Consider the following 15,735-nt stretch of genomic DNA (forward strand, 5'->3'; position numbering starts at 1 on the left):
GGGCTGCAATAGCCGGCATTCATGCCTGCCCGATTGTTGCTTGAACAATCCCGTGACCCATAGGTGAACATGATGAACACCCCCAACCTTGCATTAGGCATCGCCCTCTTTTCAGCCCTCGGTTTTATCGCGGCAAACGCACAGGCTGCCGAGGCGGGCGCCGGAACGGGCAGCGCCGAAACAGCGGCCCACAACGTTGCCGAAGGCGCTACCGACCGCATCAAGGAAAGACAACTGGCCGAAGACGGCGCCGATCGCCTCAAGGGGAACCAGGTTGCTGAAGGTGGCGCCGATCGCCTGAGAGAACGCCAGCTCAAACAGAATCAGGTCGCCGAAGGTGGCGCCGAGCGCCTGAGAGAACGCCAGCTCAAACAGAATCAGGTCGCCGAAGGTGGCGCCGAGCGCCTGAAGGAACGGCAACTGGCCGAAGGCGGCGCCGATCGTTTGAGAGAACGGCAACTGGCATCGGACGGTTCCGAGCGCCTGAAGCAAAACAGCGTGGCAGCGGGGGGTTATAACGCGATGCGTGGAACCCGGGTGGCGGAAGGCGGCTCCGATCGCCTGCGGCAAAATCATTATGCAGATGGTGGCAATGGCTACGATGCCAGCTCCGACGTGATGCCCTATTTCTGCATGGAATGCCGATGATCTCCTGTAGGAGCGAGCATCCTCCGGGCGTCGTTCCGGCGATGGTCGTGAACGATAACGCGTAAAACCTGATGCCCGGCGGTGTTCTTGGGTTTCTCGCGAGCATGCTCGCTCCTACATTGAAAAATCTCATGCACAAAAAATCCGGAGCCCTGTGCAGGGGTCCGGATTTTTTATTGCGTCAGCAGTCAGTCGTTGAAATCGGTAGACAGTGCCAACTCGTTCCACTCGGCCAGTTCCTGGGCGACAAAGCGGTTTTTCGCTTCGATGCGCGCGATGGTATCGCTGCCCAATGCCAGTCGTTGTGGCGGCTTCGGCGCATTGACCAGGGCCAGCATGGCCTCGGCGAACTTCACCGGATCGCCCGGTTGGGCATGGTTGGCGGCTTCGGCATGCTTGCGCATGGCGCCCACGGTTTCATCGTAGTCCGACAGTTCCAGCGCGGTCTTCACCAGCGACTGCTCGTCGAGGAAGTCCGTGCGGAAGAAGCCCGGCTCGACCACCGTGGCGTGTATCCCCAGCGGCGCCAGTTCCTGGTGCAGCGCTTCGGTAATACCTTCTACCGCAAACTTGGTGGAGCCGTAGACACCCCAGCCCATGTAGGCCTGGTAGCCGCCGATGGAAGAAATGTTGATCACATGCCCGCTGCGCTGGCGACGCATGTGCGGCAGCACCGCCCGGGTTACGTTGAGTACGCCGAAGACGTTGGTGGCGAACAGACGCTCGGTCTCGCTGGCGCTGGTTTCCTCTACCGCCCCCAACACGCCGAACCCGGCATTGTTGATCAGCACATCGATGCGGCCGAAACGCTTTATGCCTTCTGCCACGGCCTGGTGCGCTTGCTCCTCGCGGGTCACGTCCAGGCGCACGGCCAGCAGGTTGGGATGGTCGCCGAGCCGGGCGATTATTTCTTCGGGTTTTCGGGCCGTGGCAATCACCGCGTCGCCGGCACGCAGAGCACGTTCTGCGATGAGAGTACCAAAACCACGGGAAGCCCCAGTAATGAACCAAGTACGCATTTCAACTCCTCCTGTCAGCGACCCGAGCGTTATTGCCGGGCCTTCTCGATGAGTTGACGCCACTTTAAAACTGCATTACTGATGTGATAATCCCAGCAATATTGCATGACTTTGTGAAAGGCATTCATATATGAAAGCGCCTTCGGCAGCCGACCTCTCGACCTTCCTGTGCGTGGCCACTCACCTGAATTTCAGCCGGGCAGCGGTCGAACTTCGGCTGACGCCTTCTGCGCTGAGCCATGCGGTGCGCACTCTGGAGAACCGACTCGGGGTCAGGCTGTTCAATCGCACCACCCGCAGCGTCGGCCTGACTGAAGCCGGCGAGCGTCTCTTTGCCCGACTCAAACCGGCCTTTCGCGATATCGACGATGCCCTGGAAGACCTGAACCATTATCGCGACAAGCCCTCGGGCAACCTGAGAATCACCGCAGGTCGCCAGGCCGCCGAACTGGTGTTGCTGCCATTGGCCAGCAGCTTCCTCGAAGCCTACCCGGACGTGAAACTGGAGATCGTGACGGACGATGCGCTGGTCGATGTGGTGGCGCAGGGTTTTGACGCTGGCGTGCGCTTCGGCGTTCGGTTGGAGGCGGACATGGTCTCCCTGCCAATTGGCAGCTTCATGCGCTCCGTGGTCGTGGGTTCAGCGGATTTTTTCCGCAAACATCCCGTTCCGCAAAAACCCGAGGATTTGCATGGCCTGCCGTGCATCCGTCATCGTTTCCCCAGTGGCGCGTTGTATCGCTGGGAGTTCGAACGGGGTGGGATCGCCCAGGAAATCGAAATAGACGGCCCACTCACCCTGGGCGACGTCAGCCTGATGGTCGGCCCGGCGTTGCAAGGGGTGGGCCTGGCCTACATCTTCGAAGACATGGTCAAGGCGCAGATTGCCCACGGCAGCCTGATCCAGGTGCTGGGCGACTGGTGCCCCTACTTCCCTGGCCTGCATCTGTACTACCCAAGTCGACGGCATGTGCCGGCAACGCTCAAGGCTTTCATCGAGTTTGCCCGAGCTGCACGGGAGGTCAGTCCACGGTAGCGCTTTTGGAACCTGTAGGAGCCTGGCTTGCCGGCGAAGGCGTCCGAAAGACCAGCGCAATGTTCAAGGACGCCTTCGCCGGCATGCCTGGCTCCTACAGGGGATAGGCGTACGGCTGCCAATCAGGCCTTGAGATAGTCCAGGGTTTGGGCCGTAGTCCACAGGGCATTGGCGATGTAGCGGTAGTTGATCAGCGCCGCCAGATAGCCATCACCTTCAGGCGTGCTCGGCCCGGCAGTGGCGTCACGGACCACGGCCACTTCAAAGCCCTGCTCCAGCAACTCGCGCAGGTGCGATTCGACACACAGGTTCGCCGCCATGCCCGCCAGGATGACCTGCGAAACGCCATGCTTGCGCAGTTGCAACGCCAGGTCATTGGTTTCAGGACCATACACCTTGTGCGGCGAAGCGATGATGGTCTGGCCGTCGAGGATGTACGGCTTGAACTCGGGCATGAAGTCGGCACCGGAGTTTTCGAAACCGTCGAGGGTCAGCGGCCCCTTGCGATCGAACATGCAGATGCTGTGCATGACCTTTTCCAGCGGCCCGCCGAAATGCCATTGGTGGTCGCACGGGTAGTAGTAATGCGGGGAAACGGCGACGGTGATGCCCGCGCCTTTGGCAGCGGCAAACAACTGCCCGAGGTGGTTGACCACATCGTGCTCGACGACACTCTTGCCGAATACGCTCCAGCTCACGCCCTCGGGGCTGAGGAAGTCGATCTGCGGGTCGATGACCACCAACGCAGCGCGGGACATGTCGAGCTTCATGCCCGGGTCCGGCAGCGCTGGCTCTGCCGGGTCGGCGTACGGCGGGGCGGTGCGGCTCGAATCGTTACTCATGGCAAAAGACTCCGGTGGTGGACGAGAAAATCGCGCTACGCCATGGCGCCAACAAGGGCTGTTGTCTACCATCGGCGGCGAGAACTACATCCTACGGCCGCGCCCTGCTGCACTTTTGCCAGGACGTACAGCGTCTTTACCCGGGCGTCTCTAACATGGATATCCTTTCCGAATTCTTCGAGCGCACGCACCTGCAGGGCCGGCTGTTTTTTGCAGGCCCCGTGGATGGCACCCTCGTGCTCGACAAGCCGCCGGGCATGGCGTTCATCCATGTGATCAGTCGCGGCGGCATCGACATGGTGCAGCCGGGGTTGCCGAAGATCGCGATCAACGAACCCAGCGTGCTGTTTTGTCCCAGCAGTTGTCGCTACCAGTTGCGCTCAAGTTCGGTCGACGGTGCCGAACTGATCTGCGCCTCGTTCCGGTTCGGACGCAATGCCCTGCAGCCCTTCCCGCTCGGGCTCAAGGAGACGCTGGTGTTTCCCTTCCGGGAGCTGGAAAACCTGGCACCGTTGATCGGCAGCCTGGTCGGCGAATTCCACGGCCAGGCCCCCGGCCGGACCAAGGCGCTGAACCTGTTGCTCGAATACCTTTTCGTGCTGCTGGTGCGGCGTTCGGTCATGGAGGGCAAGATATCCAGCGGCTTGCTGTATGCCCTTCAGGACGGTCGCCTCGGGGCGGTGTTCAACCGGATTCACCAGGAGCCCGAAGCGCTCTGGACCGTAGAGAAGCTGGCCCACCTCGCGAACATGTCCCGATCCAGGTTCTCGGCGTGTTTTACCCGGATCATGGACATTTCGCCGATGGGCTACGTCACCGCCTGGCGCATGAAACTGGCCCAGGACCTGTTGCGCGACGGAGTGCAGATCAAGGTGATTGCCGCGACGGTCGGCTACAGTTCGCAAGCCTCGTTTTCCCGAACCTTCCTCAATGTGGTGGGTTTGCCCCCGGCCGAATGGCTCAAGCGCGATGGCTGTGAAACAGGCGAAGACGTGCCGCCACTGACGGCGCGGGTCGTACAATCTGCTGAAAACTTTTAATCTGGAGAGAGCACCGATGATCACCTGCTACCTGAAATACGTTATCGACCCCTACCAGCTCGAGGCCTTCGAGCATTACGGCAAACTGTGGATTCCCCTGGTGGAAAAATTCGGTGGCCAGCATCACGGCTATTTCCTGCCATCCGAAGGCGCCAACAACATCGCCATGGCGATGTTTACCTTTCCAAGCCTGGCGGCCTACGAAAACTACCGCCAACAATCGATGAACGACCCAGAGTGCATCGCCGCCTTCAAACTCGCCGAAGATAAAAAATTCATCCTCAGCTATGAGCGGAGCTTTCTGCGGCCGGTGTTCGGCGAGCGGGATCGCTGATTCAGTCTTGTCGCAGGTCCAGGCAATAGGTGTAGTAACCCGGATCGCGCACATAGCCCAGCGACTCATACAGGCGCTGGGCACTGAAGTTGTCGGTGGCGGTTTCCAGGGTCATGCCCTTGGCGCCCATCAACCGCGCAAAGTCGCGGGCGGTGTTCATCAGCAGCGTGCCAACGCCTTTGCCCCGGGCGGCGGGCGTGGTGAACAGGTCGCCGAGCAGCCAGGTGCGGTGCGCGTCGATGGAGGAAAAGGTCGGGAACATCTGCACGAAACCCAGCGCCTGGCCGTTGGCGTCCTCGGCGAAGAAGATCACCGACTCATCGCGGGCAATGCGTTCGGCGATGAAGTGGCGGGACTGGGGCAGGTTCGACGGCTGGCCGTAGAAGCCACGATAAGCGTCGAACAACGGGACGATGGTGTCGATGTGGGAGGCGTCGGCGCGCAGGGCCAGGATAGCCATGGGATGCTCCATTGCGGTCTCGGGGATTTACAGCCTAGCTTAAGATCGTTCCCACGCTCTGCGTGGGAACGATCAATCGTGTCAAACCCGCACGTTACGCCCCGGCAACGTCGTGCGCTGGCTGTTTTCCCAGTTCTCCACCAACCCCACCGGCACATCCGACGCTGGCAACATCTGCGCCCCGCGAACCAGGTCCGAAGCCCGCTCGGCGAGCATGATGGTCGGCGCATTGAGGTTGCCGTTCGGTTCGGTCGGGAACACCGAAGAGTCGATGACCCGCAACCCCTGGATGCCATGCACCCGCAGTTGGGAATCCACCACCGCCATGTCGTCCTCGCCCATGCGGCAAGAGCCACAGGGGTGGTAAGTGCTTTCGAGGTTGTCACGGACAAAGGCATCGAGGTCTTCGTCGCTGGTCACCAGCGCGCCGGGGGCGATTTCGCCGTCGCGGAAACGGTCCATGGCCTTCTGGCCGATGATCTCCCGGGTGAGGCGGATGCAACGGCGGAAGCCTTCGCGGTCCTCTTCGCGCTCCAGGTAGTTGAAGCGAATTTCCGGGTGCTCATACGGATCGGCCGATCGTACCCGCACATAACCACGGCTTTTCGGTTTGTTCGGGCCCGTGAGCACCATGAAACCGTGGCCCTTGATTGGCTTGTTGCCGTCGTAACGCATCGCTGCCGGCAGGAAGTGGAACTGAATGTCCGGCCAGCGCAGGCCCTTCTCGGAGCGGATGAAACCACCGGCCTCGAAGTGGTTGGTGGCGCCCAGGCCGTCCTTGAACAGCAGCCAGCGCAAGCCGATCATCAGTTTGCTCAGCGGGTCCATCTTGCTGTTGAGCGTCACCGGTTCCTTGCAGCCGAATTGAATGTAGACCTCGGCGTGATCCTGCAGGTTCTCCCCTACCCCTGGCAGGTTATGGCGCACGTTGATCCCGGCCTTGCGCAGGACCTCGGCCGGGCCGATGCCGGAGCGTTGCAGCAGGTGCGGCGAACCGATCGGCCCGGACGAGACGAGTACTTCGCGGTTGCAATACACCTGGTGGGTCTGGCCACCGTGGTCATACATGACCCCGACCGCACGCTTGCCTTCGAGAATGATCTGCCGCGTCATCGCATGGGTGATCACCGTCAGGTTCGGACGGCCCATGGCCGGACGCAGATAGGCATTGGCCGTGGAGCAGCGCACGCCATTCTTCACGGTCATGTGCATCGCACCGAAGCCTTCCTGCATGTAGCCGTTGCAGTCTTCGGTCTTGATGTAGCCCGCCTCCGCACCGGCCTCGACCCAGGCTCCGTACAACGGGTTTTTCATGTGGTTGCCGTTGGTGGTGTGCAGCGGTCCGGTCTGCCCGCGATAGCTGTCGCCACCGGACTCGTAGCTTTCGGCACGCTTGAAGTACGGCAGGCAGTTCCTGTAACCCCAGCCCTGGGCGCCGAGGGATTCCCATTCATCGAAATCCAGGGCGTGACCGCGGATGTACACCAGGCCATTGATCGACGACGAACCACCCAGCACCTTGCCCCGAGGGCAATGAATGCGCCGACCGTTGAGGTAGGTTTCCGGCTCGGTTTCGTAGCGCCAGTTGTACTTTTTGGTGTTCATCGGGATCGAGAACGCACTGGGCATCTGGATCACCACGCTCTTGTCGCTGCCGCCGAATTCCAGGACCAGCACCGAAGTGGCCGGGTCTTCGCTCAGGCGGTTGGCCAACACACAACCTGCCGAGCCTGCGCCAATGATGATGTAGTCGTATTTTTGCGTGGTCATGATTGTCTCCCGACCGTCGATTCAGTGAAAACCGGCACGGGTTGCTGCTTGTGGGTCAGCGTGTCGCCGGTGGTGTATTGCGGGGAGGTCTTCTCGATGTGCTGGATCACCGCCTCTTCGCGCTCAAGGTCGATCGAGCGACTCAGCCAGTAGTACGCCAGCCCCGAGACGATCAGCCCCACCAGCCAGGCGACGTCGATGCTGCCCAGCGCCTTGGCCAGCGGGCCGACATACACTTCGCGCTGTTCGACGCCGTCGTAGATGTAGAAGAACGGAATCATCGAGATAAAGCCGATGGCATAGGCGGCGATGCCACGCAGGCCCCAGCTGCCGTAGATGTTGCCGTGGGGCATGAAGAAGTGCGGGATGGCGTAGCGGCCCTTGCGCACGAAGAAGTAGTCCGTGAGGTTGACCGAGGTCCAGGGCACCAGGAAATACAGCATCACCACCAGGTAGATGCCGAGCACCGACAGGCCTTTGCCGGAACTCTGGATGCTCAGGGCTACGCCCAGTTGCAGCAGGATCACGAAAGCGATGGCGAGGATTCGCGCCTTGCGGGTCGGCTCGATGTGCCTGATCGAATCGACACAGGTCAGGGTCGTCAGCTTGGCGCTGTAGATGTTCATCGCGATCACCGGCAGGAACGCCAGGATGGTCACCACCACGACCGCGGTGCCCATCAGCGGCGACACGGTGTTGCCGACTTGACCCAAGGCCACCAGCACATCGGTCGAATGCAGGTGATCGGCCAGCCAGCCACCGACGGAAATCATCCACGCACCGGACAACGAAGCCCCGAGAAACACCACGGCGATCAGCTTGCCGCTGGAGGTGTTCTTCGGCAGGTAACGCGAATAGTCCGACACGTACGGGGCATAGGCGATGTTGTAACTCGCCGCCGCCGCGAACTGCGCGATAAAACCGGTCCAGTTGAAGCCCAGAGGCGCCGGGGCCGCTTCGCCCTCGGCAAGCGCCGGCAACACGGCATCCGGCACCCAGCCCATCAATACCGCCAGGGTCACCAGGCCGTACAGCGGCAGCGACAGGTACAACGCCCATTTAAAGCTGCGGTGCATCCAGTCATGGCCGAGGATCGCCAACACCGCCGCCGGGATGGTCACCGCCACCGCGATCACCGCGGGGTTGAAACCGAACAGCGTGTGCAGGCCCTGCATCATCAGCACCAGGTTGACGATGTTGAACCCGGCGAACACGAACAGCGTCGCCAAAAGCACCAGGATCACGCCGCGGTAACCGAACTGCGCACGGGACTGGATCATCTGCGGCAAGCCGAGGTGCGGGCCTTGCGAACCGTGAAACGCCATGAACAGCGTGCCGAACATGATGCCCAGGGTGCCGGCGAGTGTGGTCCAGAGCGCGGTCAGGCCGACGCTTGGGCCGACGAAGCCGATGGTCATGGTGAAAAAGGTGAAATTGCCGAGGAACCAGAACGGGCCCTGGCTCGACAGCTTGTCGGTGCGCTCGTTCTCGGGAATGAAGTCAATCGAATGCCCCTCGACGACGGACTTGTCGTCGAGGGAAGAGACACTCGTGGCGGACTTGGCGTTAGTGTTCATGATGGACTCTTATTGTTGGAAGATCATGACGAGATAACCGCATTCTTTCGGGTGAACGATACCCGAGGGGCCTCCTGTGGGAGCGAGCTTGCTCGCGATGGGGGCGTGACATGCAACATTGATGTTGGCTGACAGTCCGCTATCGCGAGCAAGCTCGCTCCCACAGGGATTGAGTCAACCTTGACTCAAGGCAGCGTGATCCACACCGCCTTGGTTTCGAGCAGGTAATCGAGCTGCTCGGCGCCCAGGTCCTTGCCGAACCCGGACTGCTTGTAGCCACCGAACGGCATCGACGGGTCGAGGGTGCCGTGGGCGTTGACGTAGACCGAGCCGGCCTTGAGGCGTGGAATCAGGCTGTGCACCTTGCCCAGGTCGTTGGAATACAGGGCTGCCGCAAGGCCATAAAGCGAGTCATTGGCCAGGGCCAGCGCCTCTTCCTCATCATCGAAGGGTGCGGTGACCAGCACCGGACCGAAGATCTCTTCCTGGACGATGCGCATGTCGTTGCGGCAGTTGGCGAAGATGGTCGGCTCGACGAAGAAGCCAGGGCCATCGACCGGTTGGCCGCCGTAGACCAGTTCGGCGCCTTCGGCCTTGCCGGTCTCGATGTACTCGGTCACACGCTGCTTTTGCAGGGCCGAGACCAGTGGGCCGATGAAGCAGTCCGGGTCCAGGCCCGGGGCCATTTTCAGGGTGCGTGTGTAGGCGATCAGCTCACGCAGGAATTCGTCATAGACACTGCTATGAATATAAGCCCGCGTGCCGGCATCGCATACCTGCCCGGAGTTGAAAAACACGCCATTGGCGACCGCTTGTGCCGCGGCCGGAATGTCGGCATCGGCAAACACGATGACCGGTGACTTTCCGCCGAGTTCGAGGGTCAACCGCTTCATGTCGTCCAGCGCCGCGCGGCCAACGGTAAGGCCCACCGGGGTGGAACCGGTGAAGGTCAATTTGTCGATGCCGGGGTGGGTGGTCATCGCTGCGCCGACCACGCTGCCACGTCCGGTGACAATGTTGATCACGCCGTCCGGAATGCCCGCTTCCTGCACCAGTTCAGCGAAACGCAGGGCCGACAGCGAGGTCAGCTCGGCGGGTTTGACCACCACGGTGCAACCGGTGGCCAGCGCCGCGCCGAGCTTCCAGGCCATGGTTTGCAGCGGGAAGTTCCACGGCACGATGGCGCCGACCACGCCCACCGCTTCCTTGCGGGTATAGGCCAGGTAATTGCCCGGCAGCGAAGGCTCGACGGTGCGCCCGTGGAGCTTGGTGGCCCACCCGGCGAAATAGCGCAGGGTATCGACGGTGCCCTGGATATCGACGTCCTTGGCGAAGGCGACCGACTTGCCCATGTCGATCGATTCGATTTGCGCCAGTTCGGCAGCGTTCTGTTCGATCAAATCCGCCAGGCGCTGGATCAGGCGTTCGCGTTGCGCCGGTTTGGCCTGGCGCCATTCGCCACCGTCGAACTGCGCGCGGGCGGCTTGCACGGCGCGGTCCAGGTCAGCGGTAGTGCCCATAGGAATGCGGGTGATCAGGCCTTCGGTCGAGGGCTCGATCACATCGGAAGTCTGGCCGTCGCTGGCTTCGACCCAGGTGCCGCCGATGAACATCTTCTGCACTTTGCTGAGGAAGGTCTGGGTGGCTTCGCTGACGCCGAATTTTTGCAGGTAACTTTTGACGATCGTGTCCATTTTTGTTCTCTCTGCCCGGCAGTCAGGTCCTGCCGGGCTTTGTGGTTTCGATTTCAGGCTCAGCTTTTTAGACCTGAGCCGTTTCGCTCTGGGCCACCCGCACCTTGCCGCGTTCGTGGAAGATGAAACCGATGCTGTTGAGCAGCAGTTGCGCGGCGAGGATCGAGGTCATGCCGGTCGGGTCGTACACCGGTGCAACCTCCACCAGGTCCATGCCGACGATGTTGCCTTTACTGCGCTTGGCCAGGGCCTGGATGATTTCCAGCACTTCGTAGTAGAGGAAGCCGCCGTGGCTCGGGGTGCCGGTGCCAGGGGCGATGGACGGGTCGAAACCGTCGATGTCGATGGTGATGTAGTAGTTGATGTTCTGCGGGATCAGCGCCAGTACACCTTCGACGCCGAGACGACGTACATCGCGCACCGAGAGGATCTTCGAGCCGGCTTCGTGGGCCGCTTCGTAGTCGTCGCGGTTGGACGACGAGACGTTGCGGATGCCCATCTGGGTCATGCCGACGATATGGTTCATTTCCGAGGCCCGGCGCAGCGGGTTGCCGTGGCCGTAGCGCACGCCGTGGCGCTCGTCGACGAAGTCCAGGTGGGCATCGAAGTGGATGATGTGGATCGGGCCACGGCCTTCGAAAGCCTTGATCACCGGCGCGTGCACCGAGTGATCGCCGCCCAGCACCACCGGCATCACACCGGCATCGAGGATCTTGCGCACGGCGTATTCGGTGTTCTTGTTACTGGTGGCCATGTCGGTGTGGACGATGTCGGCATCACCGACGTCGACCATGCGCACGTCCGACGCCGTCAGGTACATCACGTCATCTTCGTGGTCGTAGGCGCCAGCGTGGCCGAAGGAAAACAGCGTCGATGCTTCGCGAATCCCGCGTGGTCCGAAGCGTGCGCCGGAGCGCCACTGGGTGCCCATGTCATTGGGCACGCCAAGCACCGCGACGTCGGCATCCAGCGCGTCCCAATCGGTGCACACCGGGGATTTGCCAAAGGTGCAATGACCCACGAATGGCAGGTTCAGGCGACCGGATTCATAACCGTTGTTCGACATTTCTAGCCTCTCCACTTCTTGTTATCGGCTTGACGGACTGCAAGGCGACCGCCGTTGGAAAGACTATGAGCGCAGGTTTTCGTGGAAAAAATGCTAAACATCAGATACTCATATCGGCAATCACGATGCATCCCTTGCCGGAGGTTCCCGATGATCCAGCTGCACGATGTCGACCTGAAACTGCTCAGGGTATTTGCCACGATTGTCCGCTGCGGCGGCTTCTCGGCCGCCCAGGCGGCGTTGAACGCCGGGCAGTCGACCATCAGCGAACAGATGACCCACCTGGAAACCCGGCTCGGCGTCAAACTCTGCCAGCGCGGGCGCAGCGGCTTTCGGCTTACCGAGCAAGGCGTGGCGATTCACGAAGCCACCCAGCGCCTGCTGTCGGCGGTGGAAAATTTCTGCATGGACGCCGACGTGCTCAAGCAGCACATCAGCGGCAAGCTCAACCTGGGGATCATCGACACCACCATCACCGATCCCGATTCGCCGATCCCGCGCACCACCCAGCGCTTCGTGTCGCGCGGGCATGACGTGCACCTGAACGTGTACGTCGGCACCCCGGCAGAACTGGAAGAAAGGGTGCTCGACGGCCGCCTGCACCTGGCCATCGGGCACTTCCCGATCCATGTGCCGGGCCTGCTGCAAGCGCCGCTGTATCAGGAGGCGCTCGGCCTGTACTGCGGGCGCCGGCATCCGCTGTACGGGAGCAAGGCCGAAGGTGCCGAGTTGCTTGAAGAAATCGGCGCGGGGCGCATCGTCGTGCGCGGCTACATGCAGCAGTACGACCTGGAACACTTGGGCGTGAACAAGGCGGCGGCCACAGTGGACAATATCGAGGCCTCGGCGATCCTGATCATCTCCGGCGCCTACATGGGCTTTTTGCCCGAGCACTTCGCCGCCCAGTGGCTCAAGTCAGGCGAGATGCATCAACTGGGCCCGGCGAGCCTGCGCCTGAAGTCGCCGTTCGACGTGATCACCCGGCGGGGCGTGGCACCACCGCCGATCCTCCAGGCGTTCCTCGAGGACCTGGCCGCCAGCGCGCGCAAAACGGCCAGCGGATGATGTGACGCTCGCCAAATTCGAATTCGCCCCGGCATACTGATTTTCGTTCGCCCATCTTGCAGGCCTGTCATGCGCATCCACGTCACCTTCATCGACCGCGTCGGCATCACCCAGGAAGTACTGGCCCTGCTTGGCGGGCGCAGCTTCAATCTGGACGCCGTGGAGATGGTGCCACCGAACGTCTACATCGACGCCCCGACCCTGGGCAGCGAGGTGCTGGAAGAGTTGCGCGAGGCACTGTTCGGCGTGCGTGGCGTGCAGGCGGTGACCATGGTCGACATCCTCCCCGGGCAACGTCGGCGCCTGCAGCTGGATGCCCTGCTCGCCGCCAGTTCCGACCCGGTGCTGGCGGTCGATGATCGTGGGCATGTGCTGCTGGCCAACCCGGCATTGATCGCCCTGTGCGGTCGCGAGCCGGCCGGTGAATCGCTGGGAACGCTGTTCGACGATGCCGATTTGCAACGCACCTTGATCGCCCACCATTTCCGCCTGCCCATGCATGAGGTCAGCCTCGGCGGTCACACCTTGCTGCTCGATGCCATGCCGATCACCGACGCTGGCGCCCTGCTCACCCTCTATCAACCCAATCGCATCGGCGAACGCCTCTCGGCACTGCACCACGATCACGCCGAAGGCTTCGATGCACTGCTCGGCGAGTCGCCGCCGATCCGCTCGCTCAAGGCCCGCGCGCAACGGGTGGCAGCCCTCGACGCACCGCTGTTGATCCAGGGGGAAACCGGCACCGGCAAGGAACTGGTGGCCCGGGCGTGTCATGCAATCAGCGGTCGCCGTGACAAGCCGTTCCTGGCCCTCAATTGCGCGGCGTTGCCGGAGAGCCTGGCTGAAAGCGAGCTGTTCGGCTACGCCCCCGGCGCGTTCACCGGGGCGCAACGGGGCGGCAAGCTCGGGCTGCTGGAACTGGCTGACCAGGGCACGGTGTTTCTCGACGAAGTCGGCGAGATGTCGCCGTACCTGCAAGCCAAGCTGCTGCGCTTTTTGAGTGATGGCTGCTTCCGTCGGGTGGGTGGCGATCGCGAGGTCAAGGTCAATGTGCGGATCCTCAGCGCGACCCACCGTGACCTGGAAAAAATGGTCAGCGAAGGACACTTTCGCGAAGACCTGTTCTACCGCCTCAATGTGCTCAACCTGCAAGTACCGCCGCTGCGCGAGCGTGGCCACGACATCCTGTTGATGGCCCAGCACTTCATGCAGCAGGCCTGCGCGCAGATCCAGCGCCCGGTCTGTCGCCTGGCGCCCAGCACCTTCCCCGCCCTGCTCGGCAACCGCTGGCCGGGTAACGTGCGGCAACTGCAAAACGTGATCTTCCGCGCCGCGGCGATCTGCGAAAACCCGCTGGTGGACATCGACGACCTCGACATCGCCAGAACCGCTGTCGAGCGCCGGAACGATGGCGAGGTGGGCAGCCTGGAGGAGGCTGTCGAAGGGTTTGAAAAGAATCTGCTGGAGCAGCTTTATCGCAGCTACCCCTCCAGCCGCCTGCTGGCTGCACGCTTGCAAACGTCCCATAGTGCGATTGCCATTCGGTTGCGCAAGTATGGGATTCCAAACAAGTCCTGATTGCCACAGTTTCTGAATCACAAAAAAACCTGTGGGAGCGGGCTTGCCCGCGATTGCTGTGTGTCAGGCAACAAAAATGGTGACTGACACGGCCTCATCGCGGGCAAGCCCGCTCCCACAGGGATTGAGTAGCATTTGCTGCTGTGTGCAAATCGATACAGCGTATCGAAATCAAGACAAAACCTTCTCAACCTGTCTACACCGGGCTTCGACCGCCTCCCTTTCCGTGTCTGTCTCGATTTCAATACAGCAGCCGCGCTCAATGCCCCCTCATAAATATCTAAGCCATTGATTTAAAACGATTAATTAACCTTGGCACCACCCTTGCACTCTTTCCTCCAGCCGAGCTCGTTACCCAGACCCGAGCCTGCCCATCGCCTCCGCCACCTGCAGCGGATGAGTCAGAACAATGAGGAGTTGATATGAGCGAATTGCGTTTTACCGTCGAACACGAATGGCTGCGTACCGAAGCTGATGGCACTGTCACCGTTGGCATCACGGCGTTTGCCCAACAGGCATTGGGGGATGTGGTGTTCGTTCAGGTGCCTGAATTGGGCAGCTTCGAGGCCGGTGCCGAAGTGTCGGTCGTGGAATCGGTGAAAGCCGCCAGCAGCATCGGCATGCCACTGGACGGCGAGGTGCTGCACGTGAACTCGGAGCTGGACAGCAACCCTGAGCTGGTCAACGAAGACCCACTGGGCGAAGGCTGGTTCTTCCGTTTCCAGCCCGCTGACGCTGGCGCTGTCGACCAACTGCTGGATCAAGCCGGCTACGACCGCCTGATCCAAGACCAGACCGACGCCTGAGGATTGCCCATGACCGCCCTCCTCGACACCCGTAACGAATTCATCGCCCGCCACATCGGCCCCCGCGCCGGTGACGAGCAGGCCATGCTCAACACCCTCGGTTTCGACTCCCTCGAAGCCCTGGGCGCCAGTGTCATTCCCGACAGCATCAAGGGCACCAGCGTGCTCGGCCTCGAAGACGGCCTGAGCGAAGCGGACGCCCTGGCGATGATCAAAGGCATCGCCGGCAAGAACCAGCTGTTCAAGACCTTCATCGGCCAGGGTTACTACGGCACCCACACGCCGTCGCCGATCCTGCGCAACCTCCTGGAAAACCCGGCCTGGTACACCGCCTACACCCCGTACCAGCCGGAAATCTCCCAGGGCCGCCTCGAAGCCCTGCTGAACTTCCAGACCCTGATCAGCGACCTCACCGGCCTGCCGATCGCCAACGCCTCCCTGCTCGACGAAGCCACCGCCGCCGCCGAAGCCATGACCTTCTGCAAGCGCCTGAGCAAGAACAAGGGCAGCCACCAGTTCTTCGCCTCTGTGCATTGCCACCCGCAAACCCTCGACGTGCTGCGCACCCGTGCCGAGCCGCTGGGCATCGACGTGGTGGTCGGTGACGAGCGCGAGCTGAGCGACGTGACGCCGTTCTTCGGCGCCCTGCTGCAATACCCGGCGAGCAACGGTGACGTCTTCGACTACCGCGAGCTGACCGAGCGTTTCCACGCTGCCAACGCCCTGGTGGCCGTGGCCGCGGACCTGCTGGCCCTGACCCTGCTGACCGCGCCGGGCGAGTTCGGCGCCGACGTGGCCAT

14 protein-coding genes and 1 pseudogene are annotated in these 15,735 nt (G+C 61.9%); 8 read left to right on the top strand and 7 right to left on the bottom strand.

The genetic code is table 11. The features are described from left to right. Nucleotides 1-72 precede the first annotated feature (72 nt). Nucleotides 73-648 carry a phage infection protein gene (locus tag ACIO0C_RS15645; protein ID WP_401313533.1) on the top strand — a complete coding sequence of 192 codons (576 nt, stop codon included), beginning with the start codon at nucleotides 73-75 and terminating at the stop codon, nucleotides 646-648. A gap of 188 nt (nucleotides 649-836) precedes the next feature. On the opposite strand, the gene ACIO0C_RS15650 is transcribed toward ACIO0C_RS15645, so the two are convergent. After that, nucleotides 837-1,667, bottom strand: a complete 831-nt coding sequence (locus ACIO0C_RS15650; RefSeq protein WP_180205413.1) for an oxidoreductase — start codon at nucleotides 1,665-1,667, stop codon at nucleotides 837-839. 130 nt (nucleotides 1,668-1,797) lie between these two features. On the opposite strand from ACIO0C_RS15650, the gene ACIO0C_RS15655 reads away from it, so the two are divergent. Beyond that, nucleotides 1,798-2,703, top strand: a complete 906-nt coding sequence (locus tag ACIO0C_RS15655; RefSeq protein ID WP_401313536.1) for a LysR family transcriptional regulator — start codon at nucleotides 1,798-1,800, stop codon at nucleotides 2,701-2,703. A 122-nt stretch (nucleotides 2,704-2,825) separates the two neighbouring features. Here ACIO0C_RS15655 and ACIO0C_RS15660 read toward each other — a convergent pair whose 3' ends face one another. After that, nucleotides 2,826-3,545, bottom strand: a complete 720-nt coding sequence (locus ACIO0C_RS15660; RefSeq protein WP_401313538.1) for a cysteine hydrolase family protein — start codon at nucleotides 3,543-3,545, stop codon at nucleotides 2,826-2,828. A 155-nt stretch (nucleotides 3,546-3,700) separates the two neighbouring features. Here ACIO0C_RS15660 and ACIO0C_RS15665 point away from each other — a divergent pair, with 155 nt between their 5' ends. Together ACIO0C_RS15665 and ACIO0C_RS15670 are read left to right on the top strand one after the other, a co-directional pair. Continuing rightward, nucleotides 3,701-4,585: an AraC family transcriptional regulator gene (locus ACIO0C_RS15665; protein ID WP_401313540.1), complete on the top strand. Its 885-nt coding sequence runs from the start codon at nucleotides 3,701-3,703 to the stop codon at nucleotides 4,583-4,585. A 16-nt stretch (nucleotides 4,586-4,601) separates the two neighbouring features. Then, the gene (locus tag ACIO0C_RS15670; RefSeq protein WP_401313542.1) at nucleotides 4,602-4,919 is read left to right on the top strand and encodes an NIPSNAP family protein; all 318 of its coding nucleotides are present in this window, start codon (nucleotides 4,602-4,604) and stop codon (nucleotides 4,917-4,919) included. 1 nt (nucleotide 4,920) lies between these two features. Here ACIO0C_RS15670 and ACIO0C_RS15675 read toward each other — a convergent pair whose 3' ends face one another. The 5 genes from ACIO0C_RS15675 to speB all read right to left on the bottom strand — a co-directional run bounded on the left by ACIO0C_RS15675 (nucleotide 4,921) and on the right by speB (nucleotide 11,486). Next, the gene (locus tag ACIO0C_RS15675; protein ID WP_401313544.1) at nucleotides 4,921-5,379 is read right to left on the bottom strand and encodes a GNAT family N-acetyltransferase; all 459 of its coding nucleotides are present in this window, start codon (nucleotides 5,377-5,379) and stop codon (nucleotides 4,921-4,923) included. 81 nt (nucleotides 5,380-5,460) lie between these two features. After that, nucleotides 5,461-7,149: a choline dehydrogenase gene (gene betA / locus ACIO0C_RS15680; RefSeq protein ID WP_401313545.1), complete on the bottom strand. Its 1,689-nt coding sequence runs from the start codon at nucleotides 7,147-7,149 to the stop codon at nucleotides 5,461-5,463. Further along, nucleotides 7,146-8,726: a purine-cytosine permease family protein gene (locus ACIO0C_RS15685; protein ID WP_401313547.1), complete on the bottom strand. Its 1,581-nt coding sequence runs from the start codon at nucleotides 8,724-8,726 to the stop codon at nucleotides 7,146-7,148. The genes betA and ACIO0C_RS15685 overlap by 4 nt, the downstream gene beginning before the upstream one ends. 185 nt (nucleotides 8,727-8,911) lie before the next feature. After that, entirely contained in the window at nucleotides 8,912-10,420 is a 1,509-nt protein-coding gene (locus ACIO0C_RS15690) for an aldehyde dehydrogenase family protein (protein ID WP_401313548.1), read from the bottom strand. Nucleotides 10,421-10,487: 67 nt separating this feature from the next. Next, the gene (gene speB, locus ACIO0C_RS15695) at nucleotides 10,488-11,486 is read right to left on the bottom strand and encodes an agmatinase (protein ID WP_401313550.1); all 999 of its coding nucleotides are present in this window, start codon (nucleotides 11,484-11,486) and stop codon (nucleotides 10,488-10,490) included. Nucleotides 11,487-11,636: 150 nt separating this feature from the next. Between speB and ACIO0C_RS15700 the strand changes: the two genes are divergently transcribed. The 4 genes and pseudogenes from ACIO0C_RS15700 to ACIO0C_RS15715 form a co-directional block, all read left to right on the top strand. Further along, a complete protein-coding gene (locus tag ACIO0C_RS15700) occupies nucleotides 11,637-12,551 on the top strand; it encodes a LysR family transcriptional regulator (RefSeq protein ID WP_401313552.1) in 915 nt (304 codons plus the stop codon). A 69-nt stretch (nucleotides 12,552-12,620) separates the two neighbouring features. Beyond that, the gene (locus ACIO0C_RS15705; RefSeq protein ID WP_401313554.1) at nucleotides 12,621-14,129 is read left to right on the top strand and encodes a sigma-54-dependent transcriptional regulator; all 1,509 of its coding nucleotides are present in this window, start codon (nucleotides 12,621-12,623) and stop codon (nucleotides 14,127-14,129) included. A 422-nt stretch (nucleotides 14,130-14,551) separates the two neighbouring features. Next, nucleotides 14,552-14,935, top strand: a complete 384-nt coding sequence (gene gcvH, locus ACIO0C_RS15710) for a glycine cleavage system protein GcvH (protein ID WP_401313556.1) — start codon at nucleotides 14,552-14,554, stop codon at nucleotides 14,933-14,935. Between the two features lie 9 nt (nucleotides 14,936-14,944). Next, a pseudogene (locus ACIO0C_RS15715) lies at nucleotides 14,945-15,735 on the top strand (glycine dehydrogenase (aminomethyl-transferring)); the annotation flags it as partial.

This window comes from Pseudomonas sp. NPDC087336 (assembly GCF_044744285.1).
Taxonomy (GTDB): domain Bacteria; phylum Pseudomonadota; class Gammaproteobacteria; order Pseudomonadales; family Pseudomonadaceae; genus Aquipseudomonas.